This window comes from Marinomonas flavescens (assembly GCF_004352835.1).
GTDB classification, from domain to species: Bacteria; Pseudomonadota; Gammaproteobacteria; order Pseudomonadales; family Marinomonadaceae; genus Marinomonas; species Marinomonas flavescens.
This window is the reverse complement of record NZ_SJSB01000011.1, coordinates 16,696-31,419: the sequence shown is the minus strand read 5'-3', so window position 1 is coordinate 31,419 and position 14,724 is coordinate 16,696. Positions and strand designations below refer to the sequence as shown.

The 14,724-nt window shown below is 43.6% G+C and carries 13 protein-coding genes and 1 riboswitch; of the genes, 5 read left to right on the top strand and 8 right to left on the bottom strand.

What is annotated here, in order from left to right; genetic code table 11:
* Nucleotides 1-7: 7 nt before the first annotated feature.
* Both rsmD and E0D70_RS12050 read right to left on the bottom strand, forming a co-directional pair.
* Complete coding sequence (gene rsmD, locus E0D70_RS12055) at nucleotides 8-616, bottom strand: 16S rRNA (guanine(966)-N(2))-methyltransferase RsmD (RefSeq protein ID WP_133012546.1); 609 nt, start codon at nucleotides 614-616, stop codon at nucleotides 8-10.
* Complete coding sequence (locus E0D70_RS12050) at nucleotides 613-1,908, bottom strand: peptidase M16 family protein (protein WP_133012545.1); 1,296 nt, start codon at nucleotides 1,906-1,908, stop codon at nucleotides 613-615. The genes rsmD and E0D70_RS12050 overlap by 4 nt, the downstream gene beginning before the upstream one ends.
* Nucleotides 1,909-2,083: 175 nt before the next feature.
* On the opposite strand from E0D70_RS12050, the gene ftsY reads away from it, so the two are divergent.
* The 4 genes from ftsY to rpoH all read left to right on the top strand — a co-directional run bounded on the left by ftsY (nucleotide 2,084) and on the right by rpoH (nucleotide 6,090).
* On the top strand, nucleotides 2,084-3,355 hold the full coding sequence (gene ftsY / locus E0D70_RS12045; RefSeq protein ID WP_133012544.1) for a signal recognition particle-docking protein FtsY: 1,272 nt from the start codon (nucleotides 2,084-2,086) through the stop codon (nucleotides 3,353-3,355).
* Nucleotides 3,356-3,415: 60 nt separating this feature from the next.
* On the top strand, nucleotides 3,416-4,087 hold the full coding sequence (gene ftsE / locus E0D70_RS12040; RefSeq protein ID WP_133012543.1) for a cell division ATP-binding protein FtsE: 672 nt from the start codon (nucleotides 3,416-3,418) through the stop codon (nucleotides 4,085-4,087).
* Nucleotides 4,088-5,095 (top strand): permease-like cell division protein FtsX, encoded by a 1,008-nt coding sequence (gene ftsX, locus E0D70_RS12035; RefSeq protein ID WP_133012542.1) that lies wholly within the window; start codon nucleotides 4,088-4,090, stop codon nucleotides 5,093-5,095. It begins immediately after the preceding gene.
* A 128-nt stretch (nucleotides 5,096-5,223) separates the two neighbouring features.
* Nucleotides 5,224-6,090, top strand: a complete 867-nt coding sequence (rpoH, locus tag E0D70_RS12030) for an RNA polymerase sigma factor RpoH (protein WP_133012541.1) — start codon at nucleotides 5,224-5,226, stop codon at nucleotides 6,088-6,090.
* Nucleotides 6,091-6,172: 82 nt separating this feature from the next.
* Here rpoH and E0D70_RS12025 read toward each other — a convergent pair whose 3' ends face one another.
* The 6 genes from E0D70_RS12025 to metK all read right to left on the bottom strand — a co-directional run bounded on the left by E0D70_RS12025 (nucleotide 6,173) and on the right by metK (nucleotide 12,357).
* Complete coding sequence (locus tag E0D70_RS12025) at nucleotides 6,173-6,973, bottom strand: energy transducer TonB (protein WP_240537105.1); 801 nt, start codon at nucleotides 6,971-6,973, stop codon at nucleotides 6,173-6,175.
* A 66-nt stretch (nucleotides 6,974-7,039) separates the two neighbouring features.
* Nucleotides 7,040-7,990 (bottom strand): glutathione synthase, encoded by a 951-nt coding sequence (gshB, locus tag E0D70_RS12020; protein ID WP_133012539.1) that lies wholly within the window; start codon nucleotides 7,988-7,990, stop codon nucleotides 7,040-7,042.
* A gap of 136 nt (nucleotides 7,991-8,126) precedes the next feature.
* Entirely contained in the window at nucleotides 8,127-8,561 is a 435-nt protein-coding gene (locus E0D70_RS12015) for an OmpA family protein (RefSeq protein WP_240537099.1), read from the bottom strand.
* A 173-nt stretch (nucleotides 8,562-8,734) separates the two neighbouring features.
* Nucleotides 8,735-10,258: a TolC family outer membrane protein gene (locus tag E0D70_RS12010; protein WP_133012537.1), complete on the bottom strand. Its 1,524-nt coding sequence runs from the start codon at nucleotides 10,256-10,258 to the stop codon at nucleotides 8,735-8,737.
* Between the two features lie 107 nt (nucleotides 10,259-10,365).
* On the bottom strand, nucleotides 10,366-11,097 hold the full coding sequence (locus E0D70_RS12005; protein WP_133012536.1) for a 16S rRNA (uracil(1498)-N(3))-methyltransferase: 732 nt from the start codon (nucleotides 11,095-11,097) through the stop codon (nucleotides 10,366-10,368).
* Nucleotides 11,098-11,193: 96 nt separating this feature from the next.
* Nucleotides 11,194-12,357, bottom strand: coding sequence for a methionine adenosyltransferase (metK, locus tag E0D70_RS12000; RefSeq protein WP_133012535.1), 1,164 nt, complete (start codon nucleotides 12,355-12,357; stop codon nucleotides 11,194-11,196).
* A 76-nt stretch (nucleotides 12,358-12,433) separates the two neighbouring features.
* Nucleotides 12,434-12,509, bottom strand: a riboswitch (SAM riboswitch).
* Nucleotides 12,510-12,720: 211 nt separating this feature from the next.
* Here metK and tkt point away from each other — a divergent pair.
* Entirely contained in the window at nucleotides 12,721-14,721 is a 2,001-nt protein-coding gene (gene tkt / locus E0D70_RS11995) for a transketolase (protein WP_133012534.1), read from the top strand.
* The last annotated feature ends 3 nt before the right edge of the window (nucleotides 14,722-14,724 follow it).

Genomic DNA, 14,724 nt, shown 5'->3' with positions numbered 1-14,724 from the left:
CATGGTATTAAGCGTGTTCTTGGCTAATTTCAAATAGACGATAGACCAATTGGCCAGCGATCTTTTCTTTTCGTAATGACCAAGAAGGGGGCAACACAGGCAGCGCAGCTTCTTTTTCCATCTCTATGTAAACTAAGGCATTATCTGCTAACCAACCGTTTTCTAAAAGTGGGACAATCTGAGCCAACCAGTTTTTACGAAATGGAGGGTCAAGAAAGACAATATCAAGAGCTTGAGGAGGCGCTGTGGCTAAAAACTCAGCGGCATTTTGTTGAACTACTTGGTAGTTTTCAGCTTTTAGAGTGATCAGGTTTTGTTTCATTTGTTGTTCAACAATACGAGAATTGTCGACAAACAATGCGCTTTTTGCACCACGAGACATTGCCTCTAATCCTAGTGCGCCGGAGCCACAGAATAAATCCGCGCATTTGGCGCCAGGTATTTCATTATTAATCCAGTTAAAGAGTGTTTCTCGAACCCTATCTGGTGTTGGTCTTAGCCCTTCTATCTTTGGAATAGGGAGCTGTCTTGAACGCCATTCGCCGGAAATAATGCGCAGTTTAGTTGCTCTTTCTTTGGATTTTGTCGATGAGTGAACGGTTACTTTCTTTTTCATTTATTGACCTGAATTTCTTGATAAGAAGACGTTATGAACAGTGAATTGAGTGCTGCTTTATAATCATCTTGGTTAAAAGTGTCGATGGCATTTTGATACGTTTTAGCAAACTGAGCTAATGTGAGCGTACTGTTTTCTTGAGTGGTTGTGGTAGCAAGATTACTCCACCAACTTGGATTTAAGGTACTTTGCGCAAGCTGATTTTTTACGCTTTTCAATAATAGCGTAAACCGTTTTTTATCATGGATAGAAGGTATCTGAGTGTTATCAATAAAGCTTCTTGCTGTCATCCTGACATTGGCAGGTGTTTTTTTACGGGGCGTTTTATTTGTATAGTGGATAATCCAGCGAGCCCAGGGGTGTTCAGCGGATAGCGTCAAATAAAGTTGCGCTTCGTTAACATCGTTTTGACTGTTAAAAGTATTGACCATATCAGTTCCCCATACTTGTAAGCTGAGCCATTGCTTCACAGAGGAAAGTGGTGTTATGGCAATCGCACTTTGGGTTTCGATAAGGGTGGCACCTTGGCCATGCTGGCTGGTTGAAGTGCTCTTTGTGTTAATAATCGAATCGGTATCATTGGTAGCTAATGCGAGTTTTTGACTAAGATGATTTAAGCTCGCTTTGATGGCCTTTTGGGTCTGTTTTGTCATATTACCAATGACAAAAATGGCCGTAGTTTGATGCGTTAGTTGCTTATAGTTATTACTGATGGCCGCGAGAGTGATTGTTTGTGTTTTTGTCGTGATTTGGTGGGGAAACAATTTTTGCTCTAGCTCTTGTTGAATTGACCGTGATTTATTTTCCTGTCTATGCCAGCGCTCGAAAGCGCGCGCTTTAAATTCAGGCGACGGCAGCCATTGGCTAATAATATCTAGAGTTGGTGCTAGGTAGGTTGGCTCACTATTTATGGTAAAACCAATGTTTTGGCTTTCTTGATCATAGTAGCTGCTCACTTTTGCTGCCAATGGCGCTAATCTTTGATTAATCGTAGAGGTGCTTAATGGGAGTGAATCTCCCATTAATAAAGAAAGTGTTGCGCTGGTTAGTGATGGGTTTTGCGAGTTTCTTTTAAAGGCAAAGCGCAGTTCTAATTTGTTACTCCCTTTCCAGCTGTCTTGAGCAAGCCAAATAACAGGGATTCCAGAGTTTGTTTTCCATGTAGTGACTGCCGGTGTGGGGAACGGAGTGGCAGGTGCGGTTAAATTTAAGACCCAAATGACCAAGGTTGATAGCACCATAATAACGGCTAAAACAGGGCGACTAAAAAGAGGTTTTTTACTGCTAAACATGTCGAACCATAAGAAAGACAGACGTGATGTGGTTTTTCCACAAAACTAGACCTGTTTGCCAATAGGAATGATGATAAAATCATCGCTTTCAGTGCCAATGCTAATGGCTTCTGTATTGAATAATAGCATTTCACTGGTGTAAACAGCACCAGTCTAGACATAAGAGACCGACTTAATGGAACTTGTTAACCAGCTTATTGCTTTATTAACACCGTATCTTGGTGAGTATGCCCGATATGCCCCGATTGTTATTGGTACTGCATTGGCTATTTTAGCCATCGTTATTAAGCGCCGTACTGTGAAAAGTTTGCGTGCAGATATTAAGTCTGCAAAGAAAAAGGGTACAGAAGAAGAGAAAACGGAACAATTAGAAGAAACATCGTCGAGTTCTGATGCCCTTGAACAGGAAGTAAGTGCTGAGCAATCTGCTAAATCCATGTCAGAGGGCGCAGTTGAAGCTGAGACAACATCCACTACGATGGAACACACGGCAACAGCGATTGACAAAACGCCTGAGAAACCAACATTGTCTTGGTCTCAACGAATTAAATCAGGACTATCTCGTACTCGAAATGGGTTGGGTAGTGGGTTGTCGTCGATTATTTCTGGCAGCAAAAAAGTCGATGAAGATCTATTAGAAGAACTAGAAACGCAGTTATTGATGGCCGATGTTGGTATCGATGCGACGCAGTCTTTGATGGACGAATTAACGGATAAGCTGAAACGCAAAGAACTAAAAGACGCCGATGCCTTATTAGCTAGTTTGAAAGCGCAAATGCAAAGTATTCTAGTCGGTTCTCAAAAAGAGCTTGTACCAGTTAATCAGGAAGGTCCGTTTGTTATCTTGATGGTGGGTGTAAATGGGGTGGGTAAAACGACTACCATTGGCAAATTAGCGAAAAAATATCAACAAGACGGTAAAAGTGTGATGCTTGCGGCTGGCGATACATTTCGTGCGGCAGCAGTAGAGCAATTACAAGTTTGGGGTGAGCGAAATAATGTCCCTGTGGTGGCTCAGCACACTGGTGCAGATTCTGCTTCGGTAATTTATGACGCCATCGAATCCGCGAAAGCCAAGGGGATCGACATTGTCATTGCCGACACTGCGGGACGTTTGCAAAACAAAACGAACTTGATGAACGAATTGTCCAAAGTAGTTCGCGTTATGCAGAAGCTTGATGTTAAAGCCCCTCATGAAGTGATGTTGGTGCTGGATGCCGGCACAGGACAAAATGCGTTAAGCCAAGCCAAGTTATTTACTGAAACCGTCGGTGTCAGTGGCATTACATTGACTAAATTAGATGGCACGGCGAAAGGCGGGATTATTTTTGCTATCGCCAAACAGTTTGGACTGCCTATTCGTTATATCGGGGTTGGTGAGCAAGTCGATGATTTACGACCTTTTGTCGCAGAAGAATTTATTGACGCCTTGTTTGATAGTGAGTAAGAGTAAGCTACTAATATTATCTCTTACTGTTTGCCAATGAACTAAGGATACCGTGATAGCGTGGAAATTGAATTTCAGCGAGTTGGAAAGAAGTACGACAGCGGGCAAGAAGCTTTGTCGCAAGTGAGCTTTCACTTACAGCAAGGTGAAATGGCGTTTCTAACCGGTCATTCCGGTGCCGGTAAAAGCACCTTAATGAAGCTCATGATGATGATTGAACGTCAGACATCAGGCCAAATTCTGGTTGATGGTGTGGATTTACGTACGCTAAGTCGTCGTGCCATTCCTCAGCATCGACGACGTGTTGGTGTCGTTTTTCAAAACCATCAGTTATTGTTTGATCGAAGCGTTTTTCATAATGTAGCCTTGCCATTGCAAGTGAGTGGTGCTGATCATGAGCAAATAGCAAAGCGAGTGCGTGCCGCTTTAGATAAAGTAGGGTTATTGGATAAAGAAAAATATAATCCAATGGCATTGTCTGGAGGAGAGCAGCAGCGTATTGGCATCGCCCGGGCGGTAGTCAATAAGCCTCAACTTTTGTTAGCAGATGAACCAACAGGTAATTTAGACCCTAGGTTATCGTCAGAAATCATGAATCTATTTCAAGAATTTAACAATGTTGGTGTAACCGTGTTGGTTGCAAGTCATGATTTAGCCTTGGTTGCACGAATGCGACACCGCGTACTGACTTTAAATCAAGGGCGAATGGTCAATGATGGAGGGTTTGGTTAAATGTCTCAGAAACCTTCTCGTCGTGGCGCCACACGCCAATCTATTAAAGCGACAAAACATAACTGGCCGACGCGCCCTTCCTTTAATATTGGACAATATCTTCGTCAGCATCAAGGCACTCTAACCGAGAGTTTTATGCGGTTAGTGAATTACCCTTTAGCGACCGTTATGACCGTTATGGTCATTGCGATTGCCTTGTCGTTACCCGGTGGTTTGTATGTTGTATTGAAGAACGTTCAATCCGTAACGGATAACTGGGAGCAGCAGTCGGTTATTACCCTGTATTTGTTTCCCCAAGTGGATGACACTAAAGCGTTGGCATTGTCTCATCGTCTGTCTGCTCGTGCGGATGTTGCGTCCGTTGATTATGTATCGAAAGAAGAGGGCCTACGTTATTTTGAACGATCTAGTGGTTATGAGCAGGTTCTATCGTCGTTGCCTGAAAATCCATTACCGATCGTGTTGAAAGTGGTGCCTAAAGAAGCGGTTAATCTGCAATCTTTATCGGACTTGCAAACCTTGCGAGATCAGCTTGCTGCACAAAGTGGCGTGGAATACGCAGAATTAGATGCACAATGGTTACAACGCCTTGCGAATATACTGAGTTTCGGACAGCGATTTGTGTACGCTTTGTCTATTTTATTGGTCGTTGCTGTGCTGTTAATTGTTGGCAACACTATCAGAATGGCAGTAGAAAGTCGGCGAGATGAAGTGCTTGTCATGAAGTTGGTTGGAGCCACCGATAGTTATATTCGACGACCCTTTCTCTACATGGGATTTTGGTTTGGGATATTAGGAGGATTTTTCGCTACAGTGTGTATTCTCTTACTTAGCTGGTGGGTGAGCGCTCCGGCAGAACGATTAATCGAGCTGTATCATGGTGGTTTTCAGCTGCAGACTTTTAATGCAGGTGAAATTGTTTTATGTTTAACTATAAGCTCATTAATTGGCACATTAGGGGCGTGGATTGCCGTTAATCGCCATATTACACATATAGAGCTACAGTGACACAAATCATGTTTGTTTGATTGTTATACAAACAACACGGTTAATTCACATTTTTGTCACACACAACAGATATTAACTTGCTACTATCGATTCATAGACATTATGAACTTAAAAAGGTGGAAATAGAGATGGGTAAAGCTCTCCAGCCTACAGATATAATGATTCCAGGCCAGAATCTAGAATCTTACATACAGGCCGTCAGTAGAATTCCAATTTTGACTGCCGATGAAGAAAAGACATTAGCGGAAAGTCTTTATTATAAAGAAGACCTTGAGTCTGCTCGCACGTTGGTCATGTCACACTTACGATTCGTAGTTCATATTGCGAAAAGTTACTCAGGCTATGGTTTGGCCCAAGGTGATCTGATTCAAGAAGGCAATGTAGGCTTGATGAAAGCGGTAAAACGCTTTAACCCTGAAGTGGGTGTTCGTCTTGTTTCTTTTGCTGTTCATTGGATTAAAGCTGAAATCCATGAATTTATTCTTAAGAACTGGCGCATCGTGAAAGTGGCAACAACGAAAGCCCAGCGTAAAATGTTCTTTAATCTTCGTAGTGCTAAAAAGACATTGTCTTGGTTTAGTAACTCAGAAGTAGAATCCGTTGCCAGTGATTTAGGTGTTACGCCAGCAGTGGTTCGTCAAATGGAAGGACGTTTGAGTTCTTCTGATATGGCATTCGATGCCTCTGCTGATGACGATGATGACAGTGCTTTTCAAGCACCTTCTCAATATTTAGAAGATCATGCTCATAATCCAGCTACGCTATTAGAGAACGGTAATTGGGAAGCGGATTCAAACAGTCGCCTAGAAGACGCTATGTCTGATCTTGATGAACGCAGTCGTAATATTTTAGTACAACGCTGGTTATCTGACAGCAAATCAACACTGCATGAATTGGCTGATGAATATGGTGTTTCTGCTGAGCGTATTCGTCAGTTAGAAAAAAATGCAATGAAGAAAATACGTCTTGCTATGGGAGATGGTCAGTTTAGCTGATCCCTATTGGCCTGCTGGCATGAAAATTATAAAACCCTCTCAGTTTGCAGAGGGTTTTTTTATGCCTAGAATATGAAGTGTTTTATTTACTCTGCAGTTCATTGCCAGGTAAGAAGTGCCAGGTCCGAATAATTTCTAATTTATCTACGTTCTTCTTGAGCGCTTCTGGAAAAACCTCAAAAGGTGCTGCCAGTCGGACAATTCTCATGGCGGCATCATCGAGAACACGAATACCCGATGAATGTAGAACCTCGATACTATCAACATGCCCATTTGGCAATAGCATAACGGCTAAACGAAGTTGACCATATAAATGGTGACGTTTGGCTTCCGCAGGATAGTGAGTATTACCGATGCGTTCAATGCGCCTACGCCAATTATCAAGGTATTTAGCATCGACAGCTGCCTTGGCAGATACTGAGGTCAGTCGGCGTATCCTAGGTCGCTTAGCATAGGCTTGGCGTTGTCTATCTAATAAGGCTTCTAGCGTGGAAATATCACTAGAAAGGTGATCAGGAATTTGAGTTTCACCTTTAAAGCGCTCTTCAAGTGTTTTTTGTTGGTGGTCAGGTACTTTTTCAACTTTGAATACCGCATCAGGGTCATCTGTTGTTAACAGTTGCTTGTCTCTTACTGGTTCACTTGAGGCAATTTGGGGCTGTACTGGAGGGGTAATATCTTTAATGTTATCCGATAAGAATCGTGCCGTTTCTGTCGTGGTCAGTTTGTGCTTTCTAAGTTCTGTTCCACTGGCTTGCTGATTGGCTTGAGCGATGAAATCAGCTTCTTTAGGCGCTTCTGAAGTATGTTGAACTAACGTTATTTCAAGTGTTTTTGGTTTTGGGCTTGGCAGTGAGAAGTCAAACCCAACAAGCACTACCATTAGCACGTGTGCGCTAATGGCAATGAAGAGGGAAATTGTAAATCGATCTGCTACCCGCATGATATGTTAGGAAGCTAAGCGGGCTTCTATTGCATCCATCAATACCATAGCGATGTTTAAACCAAATTGAGTGTCTAATTCACGGACACATGTAGGGCTAGTCACATTTATTTCTGTTAAATAATCACCAATCACATCAAGGCCAACGAACATAAGCCCTTTTTCTTTCAGAGAAGGAATGACTTGGTCACAGATCCAGCGATCACGATCGGTAAGCGGTTGACCTTCGCCTCGGCCACCAGCGGCTAGATTACCACGCGTTTCACCGGCTGCAGGAATGCGCGCTAGAGCGTAAGGAATAGGCTCGCCATTGACCACTAAAATACGTTTATCACCTTGTTTGATCTCAGGGATAAATTTTTGCGCCATGATTTGTTCAGCGCCCATTTGGGTCAACGTCTCAATGATCACACTGACATTGGCGTCATCTGCTTTAAGGCGGAAAATAGAGCTCCCACCCATACCGTCGAGCGGTTTAAAGATAACGTCACCGTGTTCTTGATGAAATGCTCTTAATAAATCGGCGCGACGTGTTACGAGAACCGGCGGACAGCATTCAGGGAATTGTGTTGCGAACAGTTTCTCATTGCAGTCACGTAGACTTTTGGGATCATTGACGACCATAGCGCCATCACGTTCGGCTTGCTCAAGAATCATAGTGCTATAGACAAACTCGCCATCAAATGGTGGGTCTTTACGCATTAAAATAACATCTAGGTCACCTAATGCTATTTTACTTTCTTCACCTAAGTCATAAAAGTGTTCTGGATCTTTATGAACTTGTAAAGATCGCGCCATAGCGTAGGCTTTGCCGTTATCTAGGAACAGATCTTTTTGTTCCATATAAATGAGTTGCCAGCCTTTTTCAGCCGCAGCCCATAACATGGCGAGAGAAGTGTCTTTTTTGTAATTAATGGCTCCAATCGGATCCATTACAATACCAAGTTTGATTGTCATGTGTTATTTCCTAAAGCGATGAGTCAAAATCTAACTACTGCTTAAAATCGGTTTATAAGGACTAATGCTATAGAATATGGGGGCGCTGAGATAAAAAAACACCCTAGTTTTCCTTTTTGACTAAACTTAATCAACGTTATTTTATGTCTTCATCCACACTGTATATTGTCCACTTTCGTAAGCTTTGCGTTTTTTCAGCATACACTTCGGCAATCACTCGTCGATTTTTTGCTCTGCCTTCTGGCGTGTCATTCTCTGCGATTGGATTGCTTTCCCCAAAACCAACCGCTTTTACTCGGTTTTGAGCTATTTTAAACTTCTGTACAAGAATATCAGTAATCGCAGAAGCTCGGTTTTTTGATAACGCTAAGTTCCTTTCGTTATCGCCAACATTATCGGTATAGCCTTCAACACTGACCTTGGTATCCGGGTGAGCAATGAGAAAGTCAGCTAGGCGTTTGATTTGGCCATAAAAGAGCGGACTGACATCATATTTATCAGGTTTGAAGAGGATTTTTAGATCCATAGACAGCACCGAAGTGCTTACCGTTGGGCAACCTTGAATAGACACGAAAGAGCCTAAAGGCGTATTAGGGCAGCTATCTCGAGCGTTGATGACACCGTCGTGATCGTCGTCTTTTAGTGTTTGAGGTTTTATTTTATCTCCATAAAGAGAAACACCATCAGCAGCGTGTAACGTTAAGCTTAAACTGACGGTGCTTAATAAAATCGCGCGTAGTAAGTTTATTGCCAGCCTCCGCTTTGTTTATCAGAGTCTAAAAACAGTTCTTTCTCGAGAGCTTTCTCATCTGTTTTTTGCGTGGTTGACTGTTTCACAGTATCTTGTTCTTTCACCATAACTGTTGAGCTTTTCTGCGCTTCTTTTTCGGCTGCTTTTAGTTTTTCGATCGGTGATGCTCCAGTAGGTGCCGGTTGCTTAGCATCAAACTCATCTTTAAAACCAAGTAGTGGTGGGCGATATATTCTGAATGCCCTCATCAAATCACCTTTGGCATTGAATAGGCGAAACTCTGAGAACAATTCATCGTAGTCTGCGTTGACATAGTCTTGTCGAGCTTGGAACAGTTCATTTTCACTATCAAGTACATCAAGAAGGGTGCGTCGACCAAGGCGAAATTGCTTCTCATAAGCGACTTCAGACTCTTTTGTCGCAACAACATATTGCTTAATGTGCTCTTTTTGTCCTGTGGTTGCTTCATAAGCGGCCCAAGCAAGACGAGTAGATAGTTCGGTGTCTCGAATCGTTTTTCTGCGTATTTCAGAGGCTTGAACCTGTTGTTGTACTGCGACCTCTTTGTTACGTTTGTAGTTGCCGCCATTGTATAAATTGTAATTTAGTCTGAACATGGCCTGTAAGTCAGCATCTCGACCAGTAGTACCATCAACATTATTATTCCACGTTCGCTCTACCACAAAATTAACTGTCGGGTATTTGGCGCCTTCAATGGACTTTTTATAGTTCTCTGTTGCTTCTACATCCCATTTAGAACCTTCGATGGTTGGGTTTTTTGCCAGAGCTTGAGCGATCGCATCATCTAAGCTTTTAGGTAATAAACTTTTATCAGGAACTGGGTAAATCATATCTTTTGGCGGCAATTGGCCAACCGTATTTTTGTAGTTACTTTCTGCATCACGAAGATTATTTATGGCAGCATAACTATTGGCATACGCTTTTGCTAAGCGGGCGGTGATTTGACTCAAATCAGATTTTCTACCAACCCCTGTATCGCTTTTTAACTTGATCTGACTATAGATTCGTTTGTGCGTTTCTAGGTTCAGATCTGCCAGATCCACGAGCTCTCGGTAACGCAGTACGTTTGCATAAACCTGAGCGACGCTTAAAGCGGTATTTTCAACCGATACTAATGCACTCCAACGATCTGCCTCTGCTTCATTACTTAAGCGTTTAATGTCATAAGTTGTAGCAAAACCATTAAAAATAGGTTGAGTAAGGGATAAAGAAAGCTCTCTTCTTGTTAGGGTAATGTCATCTGAATTACTAACATCAGCGTAGGTCGTTTCTTTACCTACTCCTGCAGCAAGGTCAATGCTAGGATAAAAACCATTGTGCCGAGATATTTCTGTGTTTTGGCTTTCTTCTCGGAATTTGGCAATAGCTTGTCGAACGGTAGGACTATTATTGATCGCAGTGTAGGTCGCTTCTTCTAGTGTCGAAGCGTACAAATGTGTAGAGGAAAGAATGACCCCTAAGTAGGTTACACGCAGTATGAAAGTTCGCAATAACATGTCTTGTTTATCCCTTAATTTATCTTTTATTGATGCTAAATCCATTTTGGCAATTAGTCTGTAGTGGTTGTGTTACATTAACAGGAATATCTTTTTAGATAAAACAGTTAAACGTCACCCCAGAGTAAATTTAGCGCGGTAAGCGCTACCACTGGAGCGGTTTCTGTCCTGAGTACGCGAGGCCCAAGAGCAATGGCGTTAAAACCGTGTTCTCTCGCGGCATCTACTTCTTGCTCTGTTAATCCACCTTCGGGTCCGATCAATAAGGCGACTTGGTTATTACTTGGTTGCTGATACTGAGAAATGGGTTTTGCGCTGTGATGATGTAGCGTCAATTTTAACATTTCGTTACAATTCGACACCCAGTCAACTAAATTCATTGGCACTTTGATCTTTGGCACTATGCCTCGACCGGATTGCTCAGCGGCACTGATGGCGACTTGTTGCCAGTGCTGTAAGCGCTTTTCGAGGCGACCGTCTTGTAGTTTGACTTCGCAACGGGCGCTGAAAAGCGGTTGAATTTCATAAACGCCAGATTCTACGGCTTTTTGAATCGCATAATCCATCCGTTCTCCGCGCGAGAGAGTTTGTCCAATTGTCACTTTAAGTGGTGACTCGTTATTCAGTGTTTCGAAGTTTGATAGCTGGACACTGGCAGAGCGCTTTTCAACATCACAAAGTTCACCATGATATTGACCTCCCTGACCGTTAAACAAACGCATTGGATTGCCGTTTTTTAAGCGGAGCACTTTGCAAACATGCTGAAAGGCAGAATCAGGCAGCTCGACTTTGGAATTCTCAGCCAAGGCTATATCAACAAAAATTCGTGGGATTCGCATGTTTTCTTATGCTCCGTCAGTATCAAAAAGCCAATAAAAGAATGGATAAATAAAAAAGCCCTCATAGAGAGGGCTTTATACTGGAATTACGGAAGATTATAAACCCGCAGCGCGACGTAACGCTTCTGCTTTGTCTGTTTTTTCCCAAGTGAAGTTATCACCAGTACGGCCAAAGTGGCCATAAGCCGCTGTTGGTAGGTAGATAGGCCGTTTTAGGTCGAGCATTTTGACTAGGCCCGCTGGGCGCAATTCGAAGTGCTCACGAACCAATTGAGAAATCAACGTATCGCTTACCTTACCAGTGCCAAAAGTATTGATACTGATGGACGTTGGCTCAGCCACACCGATAGCGTAAGAAATCTGGATTTCACACTTGTCTGCTAATCCTGCAGCAACGATGTTTTTCGCTACATAACGACCCGCGTAGGCCGCTGAACGGTCTACTTTGGATGGATCTTTGCCCGAGAAAGCGCCGCCACCGTGACGTGCCATGCCGCCGTAAGTATCGACAATGATTTTACGTCCGGTCAAACCACAGTCACCCACAGGACCACCGATGATGAATTGACCTGTTGGGTTGATGAAGTATTTGGTCTCTTTAGACAGCCATTCTGCTGGCAGTACTGGTTTGATGATTTCTTCCATTACCGCTTCGCGAAGATCCGCTTGCTTAACAGACGCACTATGTTGTGTGGAAAGAACCACAGCGTCGATGGCGCAAGGCTTGCCATTTTCATCGTAGCGGAAAGTGACTTGGCTTTTTGCGTCTGGGCGCAAGAAGTCTAAGGTGCCGTTTTTACGAACTTCAGCTTGGCGCTGAACCAAACGATGTGCGTAGGTAATAGGAGCAGGCATAAGAACGTCGGTTTCATTCGTCGCAAAACCGAACATTAAGCCTTGGTCGCCCGCGCCTTGTTCTTTTTCGCTGGCTTCATCGACGCCCACTGCAATATCTGCAGATTGCTTACCGATGGCGTTCATGACGGCACAAGACTCCCAATCGAATCCCATGTCTGAACTGTTGTATCCGATATCACGAATCACGCCGCGAGCGATCTCTTCGATGTCTACCCAAGCATCCGTACGGACTTCACCGGCAACAAGCACCATGCCTGTTTTGACTAGGGTTTCACACGCAACACGTGCTTCTGGATCTTTTTCAAGAATGGCATCAAGGATGGCGTCAGACACTTGGTCTGCAATTTTGTCTGGATGACCTTCAGAAACGGATTCTGAAGTAAATAAAGAATACTCTGACATGTTTAGGGCCTCTATCAAAAATGATGGATAAGCGCCAAACAGGCATAAAAAACCCGCTTAGCATTGAACGCAACTAAACAGGTGATACTGATTCTGTTTAGCTGCTTTTATATAGCGTCCGCAAGCCGAAACAAATCGACGCTGTAAGTGTGATAAATGATCTACTACCTAGGCTAAAAATTCAAGTTAACCGCGCCATATTAATGAGTAAATGGTGCTCTTTTTTGCTAGGATGGTTCAGAAGTCATGTTGTTTCGTTTTTCTTGCTTTATTTTGGTGCGTAAGCGACCAAGGGATTGCAAGACTAACTGGCAGCATAAACCTATTTTTATTGTTCATTGAGCTATCAGGAGTGGAATAACAATGCCGTCTCGTAAAGAACTTGCTAACGCCATACGTGCTCTGAGTATGGATGCTGTACAAAAAGCTAACTCAGGCCACCCAGGTGCCCCAATGGGTATGGCAGATATCGCGGAAGTGCTATGGAACGATTTTCTAAAGCATAACCCAACCAATTCGAAATGGGCTGATCGTGACCGCTTTGTATTGTCCAACGGTCACGGTTCTATGCTGATCTATTCTCTGTTGCATCTTTCTGGTTACGACTTGTCCATCGAAGATATAAAACAGTTCCGCCAACTGCATTCTAAAACACCTGGTCACCCTGAGTATGGTTACACTGATGGCGTTGAAACGACCACGGGACCACTGGGTGCTGGTATCAGTAATGCTGTGGGTATGGCGATTGCTGAGAAAACCTTAGCGGCTCAATTTAACCGCGAAGGTCACGCTATTGTTGATCACAATACTTATTGCTTCTTGGGTGATGGTTGCTTAATGGAAGGTATTTCCCATGAAGCCTGCTCATTGGCCGGTACTCTAGGTCTAGGTAAATTGGTCGCGTTCTGGGATGACAACGGTATTTCTATCGATGGTCATGTAGAAGGTTGGTTCACAGACGATACGCCTAAGCGTTTTGAGTCTTACGGCTGGCACGTTATTGCCGGCGTTGATGGACACGATCCTGAAGCGATTAAAGCAGCAATCGAAGCGGCAAAAGCAGAAACCTCTAAACCAACATTGATTTGTTGTAAAACAATCATCGGTTTTGGTTCGCCAAATAAATCTGGCAGCCACGATTGCCATGGTGCGCCATTGGGCGATGCAGAAATCGCCGCAGCACGTGAATTTCTTGGTTGGAAGCACGCGCCATTTGAAGTGCCTGCTGATGTTTATGCTGGTTGGGATGCCAAAGAAAAAGGCTTATCCGCACAAACACAATGGGAAGCCTCTTTTGAAGCGTATAAAGTTGCTTTCCCTGAGTTGGCAGCAGAGTTTGACCGTCGTGTATTGAAAGGCGACTTACCAACTGATTTTGAAGAAAAGGCACAAGCTTTTATTCAAGAATGCCAAGACAAAGGCGAGAGCATTGCAAGCCGTAAAGCGTCGCAAAATGCCATTGGTACGTTTGGTGCTATCTTACCTGAATTGCTTGGTGGTTCTGCCGATCTAGCGGGTTCTAACTTAACGCTTTGGTCTGGCTCTAAAGGCATTCAAGACGACGCAGCTGGTAACTACATCTACTACGGTGTGCGTGAGTTTGGTATGAGTGGCATTATGAATGGTGCGTCTCTACACGGTGGTTTTATTAACTACGGTGCGACCTTCATGATGTTTATGGAGTACGCTCGCAATGCGGTACGTATGTCTGCTTTGATGGGCATTCGTAACATCTTTGTTTATACCCATGACTCTATTGGTCAAGGTGAAGATGGTCCTACGCATCAGCCAGTTGAGCAACTAGCTAACTTGCGTATGACGCCAAATATGTCGGTGTGGCGTCCTTGTGATGCAGCAGAAACTGCGGTTTCTTGGAAAGCCGCAATCGAACGTCGTGATGGCCCAACATCATTGATCTTCTCTCGCCAAGGTTTACCTGCACAAGCGCGTACGGCTGAGCAGTTGGCAAATGTTGCGAAGGGTGGTTACGTTCTACAAGATTGTGCTGGCACGCCAGATTTGATCTTGATGGCGACAGGGTCTGAAGTTGGTCTTGCTATGTCTTCTGCAGAAGCATTAACAGCTAAAGGTACGAAAGTACGTGTTGTTTCTATGCCTTCTACCACGGTGTTTGATGCACAAGATGCTGACTACAAAGCGTCTGTATTACCAAGTAATGTGACTAAACGTGTGGCGATTGAAGCTGCACATGTGGACTTTTGGTACAAATACGTTGGTTTTGACGGCGCAATGGTGGGGATGTCTACTTTTGGAGAATCTGCCCCTGGTGGTGCTCTGTTGGAGTATTTTGGCTTCACTGTCGACAATGTTGTCGCAACAGCTGAAAAATTGTTATCTGCTTAAACG

Bases quoted from the DNA above. Each gene is read 5' to 3' on its own strand.
- rsmD (WP_133012546.1), bottom strand. From the start codon at position 616: ATGAAAAAGAAAGTAACCGTTCACTCATCGACAAAATCCAAAGAAAGA.
- E0D70_RS12050 (WP_133012545.1), bottom strand. From the start codon at position 1,908: ATGTTTAGCAGTAAAAAACCTCTTTTTAGTCGCCCTGTTTTAGCCGTT.
- ftsY (WP_133012544.1), top strand. From the start codon at position 2,084: ATGGAACTTGTTAACCAGCTTATTGCTTTATTAACACCGTATCTTGGT.
- ftsX (WP_133012542.1), top strand. From the start codon at position 4,088: ATGTCTCAGAAACCTTCTCGTCGTGGCGCCACACGCCAATCTATTAAA.
- rpoH (WP_133012541.1), top strand. From the start codon at position 5,224: ATGGGTAAAGCTCTCCAGCCTACAGATATAATGATTCCAGGCCAGAAT.
- E0D70_RS12025 (WP_240537105.1), bottom strand. From the start codon at position 6,973: ATGGTAGTGCTTGTTGGGTTTGACTTCTCACTGCCAAGCCCAAAACCA.
- gshB (WP_133012539.1), bottom strand. From the start codon at position 7,990: ATGACAATCAAACTTGGTATTGTAATGGATCCGATTGGAGCCATTAAT.
- E0D70_RS12010 (WP_133012537.1), bottom strand. From the start codon at position 10,258: ATGTTATTGCGAACTTTCATACTGCGTGTAACCTACTTAGGGGTCATT.
- E0D70_RS12005 (WP_133012536.1), bottom strand. From the start codon at position 11,097: ATGCGAATCCCACGAATTTTTGTTGATATAGCCTTGGCTGAGAATTCC.
- metK (WP_133012535.1), bottom strand. From the start codon at position 12,357: ATGTCAGAGTATTCTTTATTTACTTCAGAATCCGTTTCTGAAGGTCAT.
- tkt (WP_133012534.1), top strand. From the start codon at position 12,721: ATGCCGTCTCGTAAAGAACTTGCTAACGCCATACGTGCTCTGAGTATG.